At 65.9% G+C, this 15,750-nt stretch carries 12 protein-coding genes; 5 read left to right on the top strand and 7 right to left on the bottom strand.

The window, feature by feature from the left end; translation table 11 throughout:
- Positions 1 to 31 precede the first annotated feature (31 nt).
- Entirely contained in the window at positions 32 to 919 is an 888-nt protein-coding gene (locus KVP10_RS17890) for a LysR family transcriptional regulator (protein WP_217966099.1), read from the top strand.
- A gap of 54 nt (positions 920 to 973) precedes the next feature.
- Here the strand turns inward: KVP10_RS17890 and KVP10_RS17885 are convergent, their stop codons facing one another.
- The 4 genes from KVP10_RS17885 to KVP10_RS17870 all read right to left on the bottom strand — a co-directional run bounded on the left by KVP10_RS17885 (position 974) and on the right by KVP10_RS17870 (position 6,971).
- Positions 974 to 1,885, bottom strand: a complete 912-nt coding sequence (locus KVP10_RS17885) for a LysR substrate-binding domain-containing protein (RefSeq protein ID WP_217966098.1) — start codon at positions 1,883 to 1,885, stop codon at positions 974 to 976.
- A gap of 201 nt (positions 1,886 to 2,086) precedes the next feature.
- The gene (locus KVP10_RS17880) at positions 2,087 to 3,199 is read right to left on the bottom strand and encodes a glycosyltransferase family 4 protein (RefSeq protein WP_217966097.1); all 1,113 of its coding nucleotides are present in this window, start codon (positions 3,197 to 3,199) and stop codon (positions 2,087 to 2,089) included.
- A 111-nt stretch (positions 3,200 to 3,310) separates the two neighbouring features.
- Positions 3,311 to 4,891, bottom strand: coding sequence for a TerC family protein (locus KVP10_RS17875; protein WP_217966096.1), 1,581 nt, complete (start codon positions 4,889 to 4,891; stop codon positions 3,311 to 3,313).
- Between the two features lie 76 nt (positions 4,892 to 4,967).
- On the bottom strand, positions 4,968 to 6,971 hold the full coding sequence (locus tag KVP10_RS17870) for an LTA synthase family protein (RefSeq protein ID WP_217966095.1): 2,004 nt from the start codon (positions 6,969 to 6,971) through the stop codon (positions 4,968 to 4,970).
- 320 nt (positions 6,972 to 7,291) lie between these two features.
- Here KVP10_RS17870 and KVP10_RS17865 point away from each other — a divergent pair, with 320 nt between their 5' ends.
- From KVP10_RS17865 to KVP10_RS17850, 4 genes are read left to right on the top strand one after another with little or no spacing between them, the layout of a single operon-like run.
- Positions 7,292 to 8,491, top strand: coding sequence for an ABC transporter substrate-binding protein (locus tag KVP10_RS17865; RefSeq protein ID WP_217966168.1), 1,200 nt, complete (start codon positions 7,292 to 7,294; stop codon positions 8,489 to 8,491).
- A gap of 42 nt (positions 8,492 to 8,533) precedes the next feature.
- The gene (locus KVP10_RS17860; protein ID WP_217966093.1) at positions 8,534 to 10,426 is read left to right on the top strand and encodes an ABC transporter permease; all 1,893 of its coding nucleotides are present in this window, start codon (positions 8,534 to 8,536) and stop codon (positions 10,424 to 10,426) included.
- Complete coding sequence (locus KVP10_RS17855) at positions 10,423 to 11,403, top strand: ABC transporter ATP-binding protein (RefSeq protein WP_217966091.1); 981 nt, start codon at positions 10,423 to 10,425, stop codon at positions 11,401 to 11,403. Before KVP10_RS17860 ends, KVP10_RS17855 begins: the two co-directional genes overlap by 4 nt.
- Positions 11,400 to 12,149: an ABC transporter ATP-binding protein gene (locus KVP10_RS17850; RefSeq protein ID WP_217966090.1), complete on the top strand. Its 750-nt coding sequence runs from the start codon at positions 11,400 to 11,402 to the stop codon at positions 12,147 to 12,149. Before KVP10_RS17855 ends, KVP10_RS17850 begins: the two co-directional genes overlap by 4 nt.
- 65 nt (positions 12,150 to 12,214) lie before the next feature.
- Here KVP10_RS17850 and KVP10_RS21460 read toward each other — a convergent pair whose 3' ends face one another.
- The 3 genes from KVP10_RS21460 to KVP10_RS17835 all read right to left on the bottom strand — a co-directional run bounded on the left by KVP10_RS21460 (position 12,215) and on the right by KVP10_RS17835 (position 15,749).
- A complete protein-coding gene (locus KVP10_RS21460; protein WP_217966088.1) occupies positions 12,215 to 13,852 on the bottom strand; it encodes a methyl-accepting chemotaxis protein in 1,638 nt (545 codons plus the stop codon).
- Positions 13,853 to 13,966: 114 nt separating this feature from the next.
- The gene (locus KVP10_RS17840) at positions 13,967 to 14,812 is read right to left on the bottom strand and encodes a carbohydrate ABC transporter permease (RefSeq protein ID WP_246600815.1); all 846 of its coding nucleotides are present in this window, start codon (positions 14,810 to 14,812) and stop codon (positions 13,967 to 13,969) included.
- A 1-nt stretch (position 14,813) separates the two neighbouring features.
- Positions 14,814 to 15,749, bottom strand: coding sequence for a carbohydrate ABC transporter permease (locus tag KVP10_RS17835; RefSeq protein ID WP_246600814.1), 936 nt, complete (start codon positions 15,747 to 15,749; stop codon positions 14,814 to 14,816).
- Between the last annotated feature and the right edge of the window lies 1 nt (position 15,750).

Below are 15,750 nucleotides of genomic sequence, written 5' to 3'. Positions count from 1 at the left end.
CATGGCCCCGCGGGCATATTTCGAGAAGCCGATGGACGTCAAGACGCTATATACGCTGGTTGCAGTCGCCGATCGCGGCAGCTTCGCCGAGGCCGGCAAGGCCATCGGCCTGTCGCTGTCGGCCGTCAGCATGCAGATGCGCGCCCTCGAAGACGAACTAGGCACTGTGCTGTTCGACCGTACCCGTCGTCCGCCCGTGCTTACCCCCAGCGGCCTGCGCCTGATCGATCGTGCGCGCGACCTGATCGAGCACTGGGAAAGCCTGAGCGACAGCCTCAAGCGCGATGTCGCGGGCGGCGTGCTCAAGTTGGGCGCGGTGCACACCTCGATTTCGGGCTGGCTGCCCCTGGCTCTCAGGCGTCTGCAAAAGCGCGGGCAAGGCATCGAGATACGCCTGACCAGCGGGCTGACGCACGAACTCGAAATGGAGGTCTACCACGGCCAGCTCGACGTCGCCCTGGTGACCGAGCCCGAGGTCAGCCGGGGCAGCCTGCAGTTCCATGAATTCTTCGAAGAGGCCATGGTCGTGATCGCGCACAAGACGGCCGCCGGCGATACCGATCGGGAATTGCTGGAGAATAACCCCTATGTGCGCTTCAACCGCATGGCGCGCGTGGGCCGCATGGTCGGCGCCGAAATAGAAAGGCGCGGGCTGGAAGTCCAGTCGACCATGGAAATCGACTCGGTCGAGGGCGTGGTCGCCATGGTGGCCAATGGCCTGGGCGTATCCGTGGTGCCGAACCGGGGGGTGGCCAACGAGTTCCCCTCCACGATCCGCGTGCTGCCTTTCGGCGACCCGCCCATCATGCGCCGCTTGGGGCTGCTGATGCCGCGCGACAATCCGCGTTCGCACCTGTCCCATGCATTGCTGGATGCCTTGAGAGAAGTCTCGGCGCCGCGCGAGAAGAAATACGCCTGAGCAGGCTGGCCGAACGCGCCGGCCACAGGTTTGCGAACCTTGCGCCGTCTCGGGCTATGGCCTTGCCTTGCGAGCGCCGCTACCCGAAACCTGGTCGAAGTACAGCTTGACGGCATCGGTGAACGCGGTGCGGCTGTGGCTCGCGCGTTCCAGCAGGCCTATGCGGCGCTCGATGTCCGTGGTGGGCAAGGGAATCACTTGCAGCTCGCGGTCTTCCTGCCAGCAGACGTTCGCGAGCTGCGGCACGATGGATATGCCGAAGCCGTGGCGCACGAGCTCGATGATGGCCTCGACGGAGTTCAGTTCCATGCTGTCGCGCACCTGGACGTCCAGGCGGTCGAGCACGTCCTGTATCAGGTTGCCCGTCCAGGTGTTGCGGTCGAAGCGCATGAATGGCGCTTCGGCCAGGATCTGCATGGCTTGCGAGGAGGGCAGCGCAAAATGCGGCCGGCGCGGCACGATGAGTATCATCGGTTCGCTATAGAGCGGCGTCCATAAAAGATTGGCCGAAAGCGGAAACGGCGACTGGGTGACGATGGCCGCATCCAGCTCGCCCTGTTCGACGCGCCGCGTGAAATCGCTGGACAGCCCCGCGAACAAGCGCACGTCCAGCTTGGGATGGCGTTGGCGCACGGTCCATAGCGCGTCGGCGAAGGCCCCCATCAGCACCGAAACCAGCGCCCCGACGATTATCGTGCCCGACATGCTGTCCGCGCCGGTTTGCGCGGCCAGTGACTCGAAGTGGCGCACGATGTCTTCGATTTCCGGTACCAGCGCGCGGCCGGACGAGTTGAGGATCACGGCGCGGGCGCTGCGATCGAACAACTGGCAATTCATGGAGTCTTCCAGGGCGCGGATCTGCAGCCCGACCGCCGCCGGAGTCAATCCGATTTGCTTGCCCGCCGCAGCGAATGAGCCTTGGCGCGCCACGGCGAGAAAGGTTTTCAGGGTGCGGATGGACGACATGGAGATTCAACTATTGGAAGTCGTATGGGCGCTGTCGCCGTAGGTCGCGGGAATGCCCGTAACACGCGCCGCGGTGTAAAAATTTTCTTGGTCTCGGCGCGATTTCCATAAACCTGACTTTATCATGGGTATTGCAATAATTGTGTCTCCGTTATTGTGTTTCCGTAGTCGGTCGTTACCGGATCCGCCGGCTCGGCAGCATTACCGCAGCCACTGGTAATACAGGCTTTCGGTGGCCTCGGCCATGTAGCCGACAGAAAACCTGGGGTCGCCCGCGACCTTGGCGCGGGCGGCCTCGCCCAGCCTGGCGCGCAAAGCCGGGTCGTCGACGAGCCGGGACAATGCGTCGGCCAGTTGCGCGCGATTGCCCGGCTCGACGAGCAAGCCGTTGACGCCTTCTTCGATAATTTCGGGAACCCCGCCCACATTGGTGCCTACCAGAGGCAGGCCGCATGCGGCAGCTTCCAGATAGGCGGTGCCCAGCGCTTCGCTCTTGGTCGCAAGAGCGAATATGTCGAAGCCGCTCAGCAGGTTCGCGATGTCGCGGCGCCTGCCCAGCAAATGAATCCTGTCGCCCAGTCCTTCCGATGCCACTTGTTCCCGCAGGCTCGTGAGCAGGGGTTCGCCTTCGCCGGCAATGACCAGGTGGAGGTTCGGCCGGGATCTGATCAAAGGGATGCTTGCCGCGACGAGATCCGGGTGCCCCTTTCTTTCCCGCATGTGCCCGACGGATCCAATGACGATGGCGTCTGGGCTCAGGCCGAGCTCGTGCCGCAATATGGCGGCATCGACGGGGCGAGGCAGGACGATCGCGTCCATGACCGTCGCGATCTTTTCGGGGGCTGCGCCTCGGCCTATCAATAGTCTGCGGACGTGCTCGCTGACCGCAATGACACGATGCGGAAGGCCAGTGTAAGAAATGAGCGAGCCCGGTGGTATCGCCAGGTGTCGGGTACGGACGATCAAGGGGGTTCTCACGAGGCGTCCCGCCGCAGCCGCAGACATCGTATCCGTGCGGCTGTGTGTGTTCACGACGTCGAATCCGCCCTGCCTCAGTATGCGCGCGATATGCATCGCGGCGACCGCGAAACTTCTGGGCCCCGCCATCACGACTTCGTGCACCCGGAAGCCCTCGGACCGAGTGCGTTCCGCCAGGGCTGCCTCCGCCTGGCAGACCAGTTCCAGGTGGTGGCCACGCTCGCGCATGGCCAGCATTTCCTTGAAGATCCTGTGTTCCTGGCCGCCGAACGATGTGGCTGCCTCTGTATGCAGAATGCGCAGCGGCTTTCGACACTCTGTGTTGGGCGTAGTCATGTTTGCATTTTTCGTATTCGGCTGTCGCGCGCGATTCCGGCATCGGCCATTGTCGCTGCGCTCGAACGGCCGTGGGGCGGCGTGTAGGGCCCACGGCCGGGATCGTGCAGCCTAGGCCGCCTGGTCTTCGTCCGTCTCCAGCGCTTCCGGATGGCGTTCGATCAGCACACGGCCGATGCGCCGGCCTTCCATGCTCAGGACTTCGAAGCGGATGTGCCCATGGGGCTGTGCGAGCGCATATTGTTCGCCGGTCTCGGGCAGGTGGCCGAAGCGGCTGAGCAGGTATCCGGCCAGCGTGGTGTAGTCGTCGGCATCGTCGACCAGGCCGGTGATGTTCAATTCCTGTTCGAGCTGGTGCAGGTCGGTGGCGCCGTCGACCTTCCAGCGGTCGGGGCCGTCGGGCAGGATGTCGGGCGCCTCGTCCTCGTCGGGAAAGTCGCCGGCGATGGCCTCGAACACGTCGATGGGCGTGACCAGGCCCTCGATGGCGCCGAACTCGTCGGCGACGATGACCAGTTGGCCGCGGGCGCGCTTCAAGGTGTGGATCAGCTCGAGCATGGGTACCGAGTCGTGCACGATGATGGGCGGGCGCAGGCCCTGGATCCGGATGCGGCCGTGCAGCAGCAGGTCGCTCATCATGTCCTTGGCGCGGCCTATGCCTTCCAGCTCGTCCAGCGTGCCGCGGCATACGGGAAAGAAGCCGTGCGGCGCCTGCCTGAGTTCTTTTTCTATGGTGTGGGCGTCGTCGTTCAGGTCTATCCAGCTGATGTCGGTGCGCGGCGTCATGATGGAGCGCACATTGCGGTCGGCCAGCTTGAGCACGCCGCTGACCATATTGCGCTCTTCCACGCCGAAGGCGCCGGCCGCCTCGGCTGCGGGCTCGCCTTCCTGCGGCGCGTCCTCGGTCGCCTGGCGCTTGCCCAGCATGCGCAATATCCCTTCGGCGGTGCGTTCGCGCAAGGGGCGGCGGCCGCCGATCTTCATGAGGTTGCGGCGCGCCACCTGGTTCAGGATTTCGATGAGCACGGCGAAGATGATGGCGGCGTACAGGTAGCCCTTGGGCACATGGAAGCCGAAGCCCTCGGCCAGCAGCGCAAAGCCTATCATCAGCAGGAAGCCCAGGCACAGGATGATGGCCGTGGGATGGGCGTTGATCAGGCGTGTCAGCGGCTTGGATGCCAGGACCATGGCGCCTACGGCGATGATCACCGCCGCCATCATGATTTCGATGCGGTTGACCATGCCCACCGCGGTGATGACCGAATCCAGCGAGAACACGGCATCGAGCACCACGATCTGGGTGACGATGACCCAGAAACTGGAATGCATCCTGGCGGCACTCGCCTCGGGGCGCGCCTTGCCCTCGATGCGCTCGTGCATTTCGGTGGTGCCCTTGTATACCAGGAAGAAGCCGCCGGCGATCAGTATCAGGTCGCGGCCGGAGAAGGCGAAGGGGCCGACGTCGACCAGCGTAGCGGTCAGTGAGAAGATCCACGAAATGGCCGACAGCAGCACCAGCCGCATGACCAGGGCCAGCAGCAGGCCGATGATGCGCGCCCGGTCGCGCTGCGCCGGCGGCAGCCGGTCGGCCAGTATGGCAATGAAAATCAGGTTGTCGATGCCGAGGACGATCTCCAGCACGACCAGCGTCAGCAAGCCGACCCACGTGGCGGGGTCCAGCAGCAGCTCCATCCAGCTCTCCGGGTATGAAAACGAAAAGTATATGTTACATGGTGCGGCGGCCCATGCCGCCGCGACCCGCGCCGATTCAGGCGGCGCCGCGCGCCGGCGGCAGGGTGTAGCGCCGGTTCTTGTACATCCACGCCGGCCAGAGCACGTGCGCCAGGGCCTCGCGCGCCAGCTCGGGGTCGAGCTCGGCGGGCTCGTAGGTTTCGGGCGCGATATAGCGATACTGGCTGGGCGGGCGCTGTGGTTCCAGCACCAGCAGCCTGTCGTTTTGCAGATAGCCGTAGTTGTCGCTGTATTGCATCATGGCGCGCCCGCCCGCGTCGGCCCGGCACAGGTCGTGCCCGATCATGGGATGTTCGGCGCGTATGCCGGCCAGCGACAGCAGGGTGGGGGGCAAGTCTATCTGGCTGATCATCCGGCCGTCGCTGCGTGCGGGTACGTCCGCGCCCAGGATCAGCGCCGGGATGTGGAAATGCCGCAGCGGCACCAGGCTTGCGCCGAAGACCCGCGAGTCATGGTCGGCCACGACCAGGAACACGGTGTCCTGCCAATAGTCGCTCTGCATCGCCCTGTCGAAGAATCGGCCCAGCGCCCAGTCGGCGTAGCGCACGGTGTTTTCGACGCTGGCCGGCTCGCCCACCGGCTGGATGCGGCCCTGCGGGTATTCCCAGGGCGAGTGGTTGGTGACCGAGAACGCCAGGGTAAGCGTGGGCTGATCGGGCGGGTTGCTCAGCAGCCGGTCGAGCTGGGCGAACATGTCTTCGTCGCTCGCACCCCAGGTGCCGACGAAGGCCGGGTTCTCGAATGTGGCGCGGTCGTACAGATCGTCGAAGCCGTTGCCGAAGAAGAAGCTCTTCATATTGTCGAAGTGCGCTTCGCCGCCGTAGATGAAGCGGGAGCGATAGCCCTGGCGCCGCAGCGCCTGGGCCAGCGTGAAGAAATTGCTTTGCGCATCGGGCAGGCGCAGCGCCGCATCCGAAACCGTGGGCGGAAAGCCCGCCACCACGGCTTCCAGCCCGCGCACCGAGCGGGTGCCGGTGGCGTAGGCCTGCGTGAAATTCCACCCCAGGCCCGCCAGGCGGTCGAATTCGGGCGTCAGGCCCGCGCCGCCGAGCACGCCGGTATATTGCGCGCCCAGGCTTTCTTCCACGATCAGCACCACATTCAGGGGGCGGTCGCGGCGCATGGCGGGTTCTTGCATGTGCAGTGAGGGAATATCCTGTGCCGTACCCGTACCCGTACCCGTACCCGTGCCCGTACCCGTACCCGTACCCGTGCCCGCAGACATAGCCGCACCTGTGCCTGTAGCTGCAGCTATGGCCGCGCCCGTGCCCGCGGCCGAACTCAGGCCGGCGCAGCGCTTGACGATCTCATGCATTTCCTCGGCCGGCATGCCGCCATACACATCGGCGGCCGAGCGCTCGTTTTTCATGCTGTAGACCGCGTAGGCCACGTTGTACAGCGAGTTCAGCGGCAGCGTGTTGAGCATGCTGTCGCCGCAGTAGGCGACGGTGGCCGGGTTGATGGGTCGGTGTCCCAGGGTGCCGCGGATCGCCAGGAAGATGATGGCGGCGGCGGCCAGGCTGTACAGCGGCCGCAGCCACCACGTCATGGGCGCGTCGGCCGGCGCATGCCCGAACAGCGCGTGGCCGGCCCACATGAACAGCACGAGTATCGCGACCCCGCCTATGATCACGGCTTTGTAGCCTTTCCAGAGCATGCCGAACACTTCCTGTGGGTGCTTGAGGTATTCCACGTACAGGCGGTTGGGGCGCGTGTCATATTCGTAGATGAATTGCGGGGTGGAAACTTCCAGCAGCACCAGCAGGAACCAGGCGATCAGCAGCCACCAGCCGGTGATCGTCACCGCCAGCGGAAAGTGCCCCAGCCAGGGCGCCAGCAGCGCGGGGATGCCGGCGAACACGGCGATCTGGTTGGCATCGATGCGAAAGCCGCCCTTGAGTATGGGCAGCAGGCCTCCGGCCTGGCGCACTCGCGGCCATTGCCATGCCGCCAGCAGGCAGCGGCTCAGTGTCAGCAGGCAGAAGGCCGCCACGATGAAAACCCAGATCTGTGTGCGCATGTCGTCGATAAAAAAGTGGCGGGCCAGCGAAGACGCCTTGAACGAGCCGCCCCGCGCCGTCCGATGGAATGCCGTGTGTCGCGAGGTGTCCCGTGGGGCTTCCCACTGGTTTTGTTATGGGCTGAAGGGTAGCTAAAGGGTAGACCGGTAGTTTATATGTTCTTGGGCCATGGCCATATGTGCCGCCTGGTGTGTATTCCCCTGCATTTGCTTATTTCCAGAAGGCCGGTGTAATTATGCTCAAATTGGGTATAATTTCCGGACCGGCCGAAGGGGCCGCCCCACACAGGAATTTGCGCATCATGTATCGAACAGGATGTATGGCCACGCTGGCGGGGGCGCTGGCCCTGGCGTCCGTTGCCGCGGCGCCGCTGGCCCAGGCCCAGGGTACGATCCGTATCGGCGAACTCAACAGCTACAAGACCGTGCCGGCATTTCTCGGCCCCTACAAGAAGGGCATGGAACTCGCCGTCGCGCAGATCAATGCGGCCGGGGGCGTCAACGGCAAGCAGCTCGAACTCGTCACCCGCGACGACAATGCCAACCCGGGCGATGCGGTGCGTGCCGCGCAAGAGCTCCTGCAGCGCGACAAGGTCGACGTGCTGTGCGGCACGTTCCTGTCGAACATCGGGCTGGCGGTGGCCGATTTCGCCGGACACAACAAGACCTTCTTCCTCGCCAGCGAGCCGCTGACCGACAAGATCGTCTGGGCCGACGGCAATCCCTATACATACCGCCTGCGCAGTTCCACCTACATGCAGGTGGCGATGCTGATCCCGGCTGCGGTCAAGATGCACAAGCAGCGCTGGGCGCTGGTGTACCCGAACTACGAATATGGCCAGTCGGCGGCCGCGACCTTCAAGCGCCTGCTCAAGCAGGCCCAGCCCGACGTCCAGTTCGTGGCCGAGCAGGCTGCGCCGCTGGGCAAGATCGACGCCGGCAATGTGGTGCAGGCGCTGGCCGATGCCAAGCCGCAGGCGCTGTTCAATGCGCTGTTCGCCGGCGACCTGACGAAGTTCGTGCGCGCCGGCGCGCAGCGCAATTTCTTCCAGGGCCTGGACGCGGTCAGCATGCTGACGGGCGAGCCCGAATACCTGGACGCGCTGGGCGCCGAGACGCCCAAGGGCTGGGTAGTCACGGGCTACCCCTGGTATGCGATCCACACCCCGGCGCATGACAAGTTCCTGCAGGCCTACCAGGCCCGCTACAAGGATTACCCGCGCCTGGGTTCGGTGGTGGGCTACAACACCATCCAGTCTCTGGCTGCCGGCATACGCAAGGCCGGCTCCACCCAGACCGACGCGCTGGTGCAGGCCTTCGAGAACCTGCCGGTGGACACGCCTTTCGGGCGCATCGTGTATCGCGGCATCGACCACCAGTCGACCATGGGCGAGTACGTGGGCCGGCTGGCCGTCAAGGACGGCAAGGGCATCATGACCGACATCGAATATGTCGACGGCGCCACGCTGCAGCCCAGCGACGAGCAGGTCCGGAAGTGGCGCCCGGCCAGCGCCGGTTGAGCGCGGCCGCGCCGCGACACGCCGGCGCGCGCGCCTGATCCCATGTCCGCGACAGGTTTCCTGGTCCAGTTCCTGAACGGCCTGGCGCAAGCCTCTTCGCTGTTCCTGGTGGCCGCGGGCCTGTCGCTGATCTTCGGCGTGACGCGCATCGTCAATTTCGCGCACGGCTCGCTGTACATGCTGGGCATCTATGTTGCCTACAGCCTGCTGCAGCACTGGGGCCACGGCCCCGCCGGATTCTGGCTGTGCCTGCTGCTGGCCTCGGCGGTCGTGGCGGCGCTGGGCGCCGCGATCGAAATGCTGGTCTTGCGGCGCATCTACGCCGCGCCCGAAATGTTCCAGTTGCTGGCCACCTTTGCCCTGGTGCTCATCATCAACGACGCCGCCTTGTGGCTGTGGGGGCCGGACGATCTGCTCGGGCCGCTGGCGCCCGGGCTGAACGGCGCCCTGAAGATTCACGATCGCTACCTGCCCGTCTACGATCTGGCCCTGATCGTGATCGGGCCGGCGGTGCTGCTGTGCCTGTGGCTGCTGCTGACCCGCACGCGCTGGGGCGGGCTGCTGCGCGCCGCTACCCAGGACCGAGAAATGCTGGGGGCGCTGGGCGTGAACCAGGCCTGGCTGTTCACGGGCGTGTTCGCGCTGGGAGCCTTCCTGGCCGCCCTGGGCGGGGCCTTGCAGATACCGCGCCAGCCCGCCAGCCTGGGCCTGGACCTGAGCGTGATCGGCGATGCCTTCGTGGTGGTGGTGGTCGGCGGCATGGGTTCGATTCCGGGCGCCTACCTGGCGGCGCTGCTGATCGCCCTGGCCAAGGCGCTGTGCATCGCGCTGGGCACGGTGTCGCTGGGCGCGGTGACCATTGCGTTTCCGAAGCTGACGCTGGCGATGGAGTTCATCGTCATGGCCGCGGTGCTGGTCTGGCGTCCGTGGGGCTTGCTGGGCCGGCCGCTGGCGGCGCCGCGTGCCGCCGGGCTGCCCGAACCCCCGTTGCGTGAGCCGGGCGTAGGGCTGCGCTGGCTGATGCCGCTGCTGGCCATAGCCCTGGCCGCCTTGCCGCTGTGGGCGGGCAGCATGCCCTACGCCCCGGTGCTGGCGCTGGACGTACTGGTGTCCATATTGTTCGCGGCCAGCCTGCATTTCATGATGGGGCCGGGCGGCATGCCTTCGTTCGGCCATGCTGCATATTTCGGGTTGGGCGCATACGGCGCGGCGCTGCTCCTCAAGGCCGCCGGCTGGCCCATGGCCGCGACGCTGGCCGCCGCGCCGGTGGTGGCGGGCCTGGGGGCGCTGGTGTTCGGTTGGTTCTGCGTGCGCCTGTCCGGCGTCTATCTGGCCATGCTGACGCTGGCTTTTGCGCAAATCGTCTGGTCGGTGGCATACCAATGGGACAGTTTCACCGGCGGTTCCAATGGCCTGCTCGGCATCTGGCCGGCCGCATGGCTGCCGCGCAACGGTTATTACTACCTGGTTCTGGCGTTGGTGGCGCTGGCCCTGCTGGTGTTGTGGCGCATGATCTATGCGCCCTTCGGCCAGGCGCTGCGGGCCGTGCGCGACAACCCTGTGCGCGCCGAGGCGCTGGGCATGAATGCACGGCTGGTGCAGTGGCTGGCCTTCGTCATCGCCGGCGCGTTCGCGGGCCTGGCGGGAGCCTTGTTCGCTTATTCCAAGGGCAGCGTTTCGCCCGAGATCATCGCCGTGGGCAAGTCGGTGGACGGCCTGGTGATGGTGCTGCTGGGCGGCATACAGGCCCTGGCCGGCCCGATCGCCGGCGCCGCAGCATACCAGGTGCTGCAGGATTACCTGGCCGGCGCCACGCAATACTGGCACGCGTGGCTGGGCGCCGCCATCCTGCTGCTGGTGTTGGTTTTCCCGCGCGGCATCGCCGGTATTTTCGGCGGGACTGCGCGCGGCGTTTCTGTGCGGAGGGCGCGATGAACGAGCCGCTTTCCCGTCGCGGTGTGGCTGCTGCCGGCGGGGGCGAACCCGTTTCGAGCCCAGGTGCGTGGGCTGCCCGCAGCAGCGAGCCGGATTCCAGCCCCTGCGCGCCGATTCCCGTCCGCGGCATACCTGCTTCCGGCGGCGAGGCCGCGCAAGGTGGGGCGCTTTCCCCGGCTTGCGTAAGTGTGCTCAGCGTGCGCGGCCTGCGCAAGGCTTTCGGCGGCAATCTCGCGGTGGACGGCGTCGACTTCGACGTACATGCCGGCGAGATGCTGGCGCTGATCGGCCCCAATGGCGCCGGCAAGTCCACCACTTTCAATATGGTGGGCGGGCAGTTGCCGGCCAGCGGCGGGTCGGTGCGCTTTCGCGGCAGCGAGTTGCTGGGATTGTCGGCGCGCCGCATCGCGCGGCTGGGTGTGGGGCGCACCTTCCAGATCGCGGCGGTGTTCGCATCGATGACCGTGTGCCAGAACGTGCAGATGGCGCTATTGGCCGCCCGCCGCCGCGTCTACGGCTTCTGGCGGCCGGCCCGCCCGCAGCAGCATGCGCAGGCGCTGGAACTGCTGCAGCAGGTCGGCATGCGTGACCAGGCCGAGCGCTCGTGCAGCGAGCTGGCCTACGGCGATGTGAAGCGCGTCGAGCTGGCGATGGCGCTGGCCGGCGACCCGGCGCTGCTGTTGATGGACGAACCTGCGGCCGGCATGGCGCCGCGCGAACGCAAGGCGCTGTTCGAGCTGATCCGCGGCCTGGCACGGGCGCGCGGCATGGCGGTGCTGTTCACCGAGCACAGCATGGACGTGGTGTTCGACTACGCCGATCGCGTCATCGTGCTGGCGCGCGGGCGCCTGATCGCACAGGGCGGCGTGAGCGAAATACGCGCCCACCCCGAGGTACGGCGCGTGTATTTCGGATCCGGTGCGAGTTTCGAAGCGGCCGGCGCCGAGCCGTTTGCGGAAAATGAGGTGGGGTCTTGAGCACTGCCCGGCCGCCCGAAGGCGCCGCGCTGCTGCGCGTGCGGCATCTGGACGCCTGGTATGGCGCTGCGCAAATACTGTTCGACGTGGCATTGGAGGTCAGGCGTGGCGAGATCGTGGCCCTGATGGGCCGCAACGGCGCGGGCAAGTCGAGCACCCTGAAGGCCATCATGGGCCTGATGCCCAGGATCTCGGGCCAGCTCGATTTCATGGGGCATCCGCTGGCCGGGCGCAAGCCGTTTCGCATCGCGCGCCTCGGCCTGGGCTATGTGCCCGAAGACCGGCGCATCTTCACCGAATTGACGGTGCAGCAGAACCTGGACACCGGCAGGCAGGCGCCGCGCGCCTGGCCCGAAAGCGGCGCCGCGCCGGCCTGGAGCGCGGATGCGCTGTATGAATTGTTCCCCGCGCTGGCGGCGCTGCGGCGGCGCCAGGCCGGCACGCTGAGCGGCGGCGAACAGCAGATGCTGACCATAGCGCGTACGCTGATGGGCAACCCCTACCTGGTGCTGCTGGACGAGCCTTCGGAAGGCGTGGCGCCCCTCATCGTCGAGCAGATCGCGGCCATGCTGCTGGAGCTCAAGCGCCAGGGGGTAGGGTTGCTGCTGTCCGAGCAGAACCTGCATTTCACGCAGCGCGTAGCTGATCGCGCCTATGTGCTGGAAAAGGGCGTGCTGCGCCACCAGGGCGGCATGGCAGAGCTGGCGCGCAACGAGGAAGTGCTGCGCGCTTACCTGGGGATCTAGGGCAAGCCTGGCGCGAATATTTGCCGCCGTGCTGTGTATTGCGTCGTGCCGGCGCGAGACTATATCTACATCGTCGGCGAAGCGAGCGCCAGGGACGGCGGGCGCGGCAATTCGGCGGCCGGCGCCGGGCTTTCGGCATATGCAGCCTGGCGTAGCTTCGGGGCCGATGCCAGCTTGAATGTCGCCATCAGGGATGCCAGGCCGGAGGCCTGTTCCCGCAAGCTGCCCGAGGCTGCCGAGGCCTGCTCCACCAGCGCCGCGTTCTGCTGCGTGACTTGATCCATTTGTTCCAGCGCCCGGTGCACTTGCTCGATGCCGACAGCCTGTTCGCGGCTGGCCGAGGAGATTTCCCCCACGATGGACGTCACCCGCTGGATGCTGTCCACGGTCTCGGACATGGCCGTGCCTGCCTCCGCCACCAGGGCATTGCCCTCGGCGGTAGAAGACACCGACAAGTCGATCAGCGCCTTGATTTCCTTGGCCGCCGCGGCGCTGCGCTGCGCCAGCGCCCGCACTTCGGTGGCGACCACGGCAAAGCCGCGGCCTTGTTCGCCGGCGCGGGCGGCTTCTACCGCGGCATTCAGGGCCAGGATATTGGTCTGGAACGCGATGCTGTCGATGACGCCTATGATGTCCGCGACCTTGTGGGCGGAATCGTCTATAGCACCCATGGCCCGCACCACCCGCGACACGGCCTCGCCGCCCTTGACGGCCACCTCGGCCGCCGATACGGCCAGGTGGCTGGCCTGCTGTGCGTTGTCGGAGTTCTGCCTGACCGTGGCCGTCAGTTGTTCCATGGTGGCGGCCGTCTCGGCCAGGGAACTGGCCTGTTCTTCAGTGCGCGAAGACAGGTCGGCATTGCCGGCGGCGATCTGCCCGGATGCGCCGGCAATGGCGTCGGCGCCGCTGCGCACTTCTTGCACCACGCTGGTCAGGCTCTCGTTCATCTGCTTGAGCGCGCTCAGCAACTGCCCGGTTTCGTCCCGGCCTCCGTCTTCGATCGTCGCGCTGAGATCGCGCGACGAGACGGTTTGCGCGAGCCCGACGGCCCGGCGCAGCGGCCTCACGATGGATCGGGTGATCAGCCAGGCGAAGATCAGGCCGGCCAGTATGGCCAGGGCCGCTACGCCCGCTACCAGCAGCATGCCGGCGCGGTTGTCCGAGAGCTGCTCCTGCATGTTCTTGTCGATCAGGCGCTTCTCGTAGGCGAGCAGCGCGTCCACGCTGCCCACATAGGCCTCCAGGTAGCCGGTCATGTCTTTGTCGAAGAATTGCCTGGCCGCGTCCAGGTCGCCGGCCGATTTGGCTTTCATGGCGGCGGCACGCGCCCCGACATAGGCGGCGCGTTTCTGCCCCACGGCGGCCAGCATGGTCTTGGCGCCGGGATCGGTGATGCGCGAGGTCACCTGCTTCTGCAGTTCGGAGATGCGCACGCTGGTGGCTTGCATCTGGTCTTTGAAGTAGGCCTCGGTCTGCGCATTGCCGGCCTTGGCGGCGGCGATGGTGCGCAGGGCGTTCATCGAGGTCAGCTTGTTCCATTCGGTCATCGCGCGCTCGGTGCCGAAGCGCACCTGGATGATGTTCTTCATGAAGGCGCTGGCCGTTTCCATGCGCCATATGCCGACTCCGGCCAGGATGAGGATGAGCAGCAGCACGAAGCCGAAGCTTGCGGCAAGCCGGGTACTGATTCTTGAATTGTTCACGTTACGCCCCGCATACGGCCTGCCGCAAGAAATTGGCGGCAGCGGCCCCTAGGCGGTTTAACGGCATGCGCGGCCGGACATTAAGGACTTTTCACCGAATCGGGCAGGCGGAGCTCAATCCTTCGCCACGGCCGTCAGCCCCGCCACCAGTTGGTCGATGAAGAACGTGTACAGCACCGCCACCGGCGCGCTGGCTATCAGCGCGCCGGCCAGCAGCGGCCCCCAGTGGTAGACGTCGCCGCGTATCAGGTCCGTGGGCACCGCGATGCTGATGGTCTTTTGCGTGGAATTGGTCACGAATGCCAGGGCATAGATGAATTCGCTGGTCGAAAGCGTGAAGGCGAAGACGACGACGGTGAGTATCCCTGGAACCGCCAGGGGCAATACCGCGTGGATGAAGGCGCCCAGGCGACCCTGGCCGTCTATCATGGCCTGCTCTTCGATATCTATGGGTATGCCCTTGAAGAAGCCCATCAGCAGCCAGGTACAGAAGGGGATGGTGAAGGTGGGATAGGCCAGGACCAGCGACCAGAGCGAGTTCTGCAGCCCCAGGAAGGCGATGACCTTGGAAAACGGGATGAACAGCAGCGTGGGCGGCACCAGGTAGCTGAGAAAAATGCCTATGCCCAGGGTTTCGCCCCAGCCGCCCGCGATGCGCGCCAGCGCATAGGCGGCGGGGATCGACAGGGCCAGGGTGATGAGGACCACCGCCACGCCGACGAACGCCGTATTGAGCAGCCAGCGCACGAATTGCGTATGCAGGAAAAGCAGCTGGATATTGGCGAGCGTGGGCGCATCGGTATACCAGAACGGATTGTTTGCGGGCGAGAAGATGTCGGCCTGGCTCTTGAACGTCGTGATCAGCATCACATAGAACGGCAGGGCCGAGAACAGCGTGAACAGGCAGACGCCCAGATAGAGCCCGCCGCGCAGGCCCAGCCGCCTGGTCTTGCGGCTCATGTCAGATCTCCCGGCGGCGTATGAACGCCAGTATGACGATGGACACGGCGGCCAGGACGGGCAGCAGGAACAGCGCGATGGCCGCGCCCTGTCCGAGCGAGCCGCCCTGTACCCCGGTGAAGAAGGCCAGCGTGGTCAGCACCTGGGTGCTGTTTGCCGGCCCGCCCCGGGTCAGGATGTAGACGGTCACGATATCGGTGAAAGTAAAGACGAAGGTGAACAGGATGGACACGCCGAACACGGGATACAGGATAGGGAACACCACGTGGAACAGGCGCCGGAAATAGCCGGCGCCGTCGATCTGGGCCTGTTCGTAGATGTCGCGCGGCATGCCGTTGAGCCCCGCCAGGATGATGACCGTGGCCAGCGGCAGCATGCGCCAGACGTTGACCATAATGATCGAGAATGTGGCCAGTCCCGCGCGGCCCAGCCAGTACATATTGGAAAACGGGCCGAACAGGTCGCCCGGGTGGCCCAGCAGGCCGAGCTGGCGCAGCAGCCAGTCGTAGGGGCTGAACGTGGAATCCAGCATCCACAGCCAGCCGATCACGCTGAGCGATGCCGGCGCCGTCCAGGGCAGCAGGATCAGAAAGCGCACCAGCCACTTGCCGCGGAAGTCGCGGGCCAGCAGCTCGGCCTGGACGACAGCCAGGACGAGGGTGCCGATCAGCGTGGCGATGGTGATGACCAGCGTGTTTTGCACCGCGCCGATGAAATCCGGGTCCTGCAGCAGCGCCGTGAAATTTTCCAGGCCCACGAAATGCACGGCCGACCCGCCGGTGGTGATGTCGCTCAGGCTGTAGTACAGGGCCAGCACGATGGGCACGCCCAGCAGCAGGACGATATACAGGATCGCCGGCAGCACCATGCCCATGGCCAGCAGCGTGTCCCGGCCCCCTTGGCCGAGGCCGGCATGCCGCGCGGTGCTGCTCGCCATG

Origin of the sequence: Candidimonas humi, from assembly GCF_019166065.1 — a bacterium.
Classification (GTDB): Bacteria; Pseudomonadota; Gammaproteobacteria; order Burkholderiales; family Burkholderiaceae_B; genus Candidimonas; species Candidimonas humi.
This window is presented reverse-complemented; position numbering and strand designations above follow the sequence as displayed.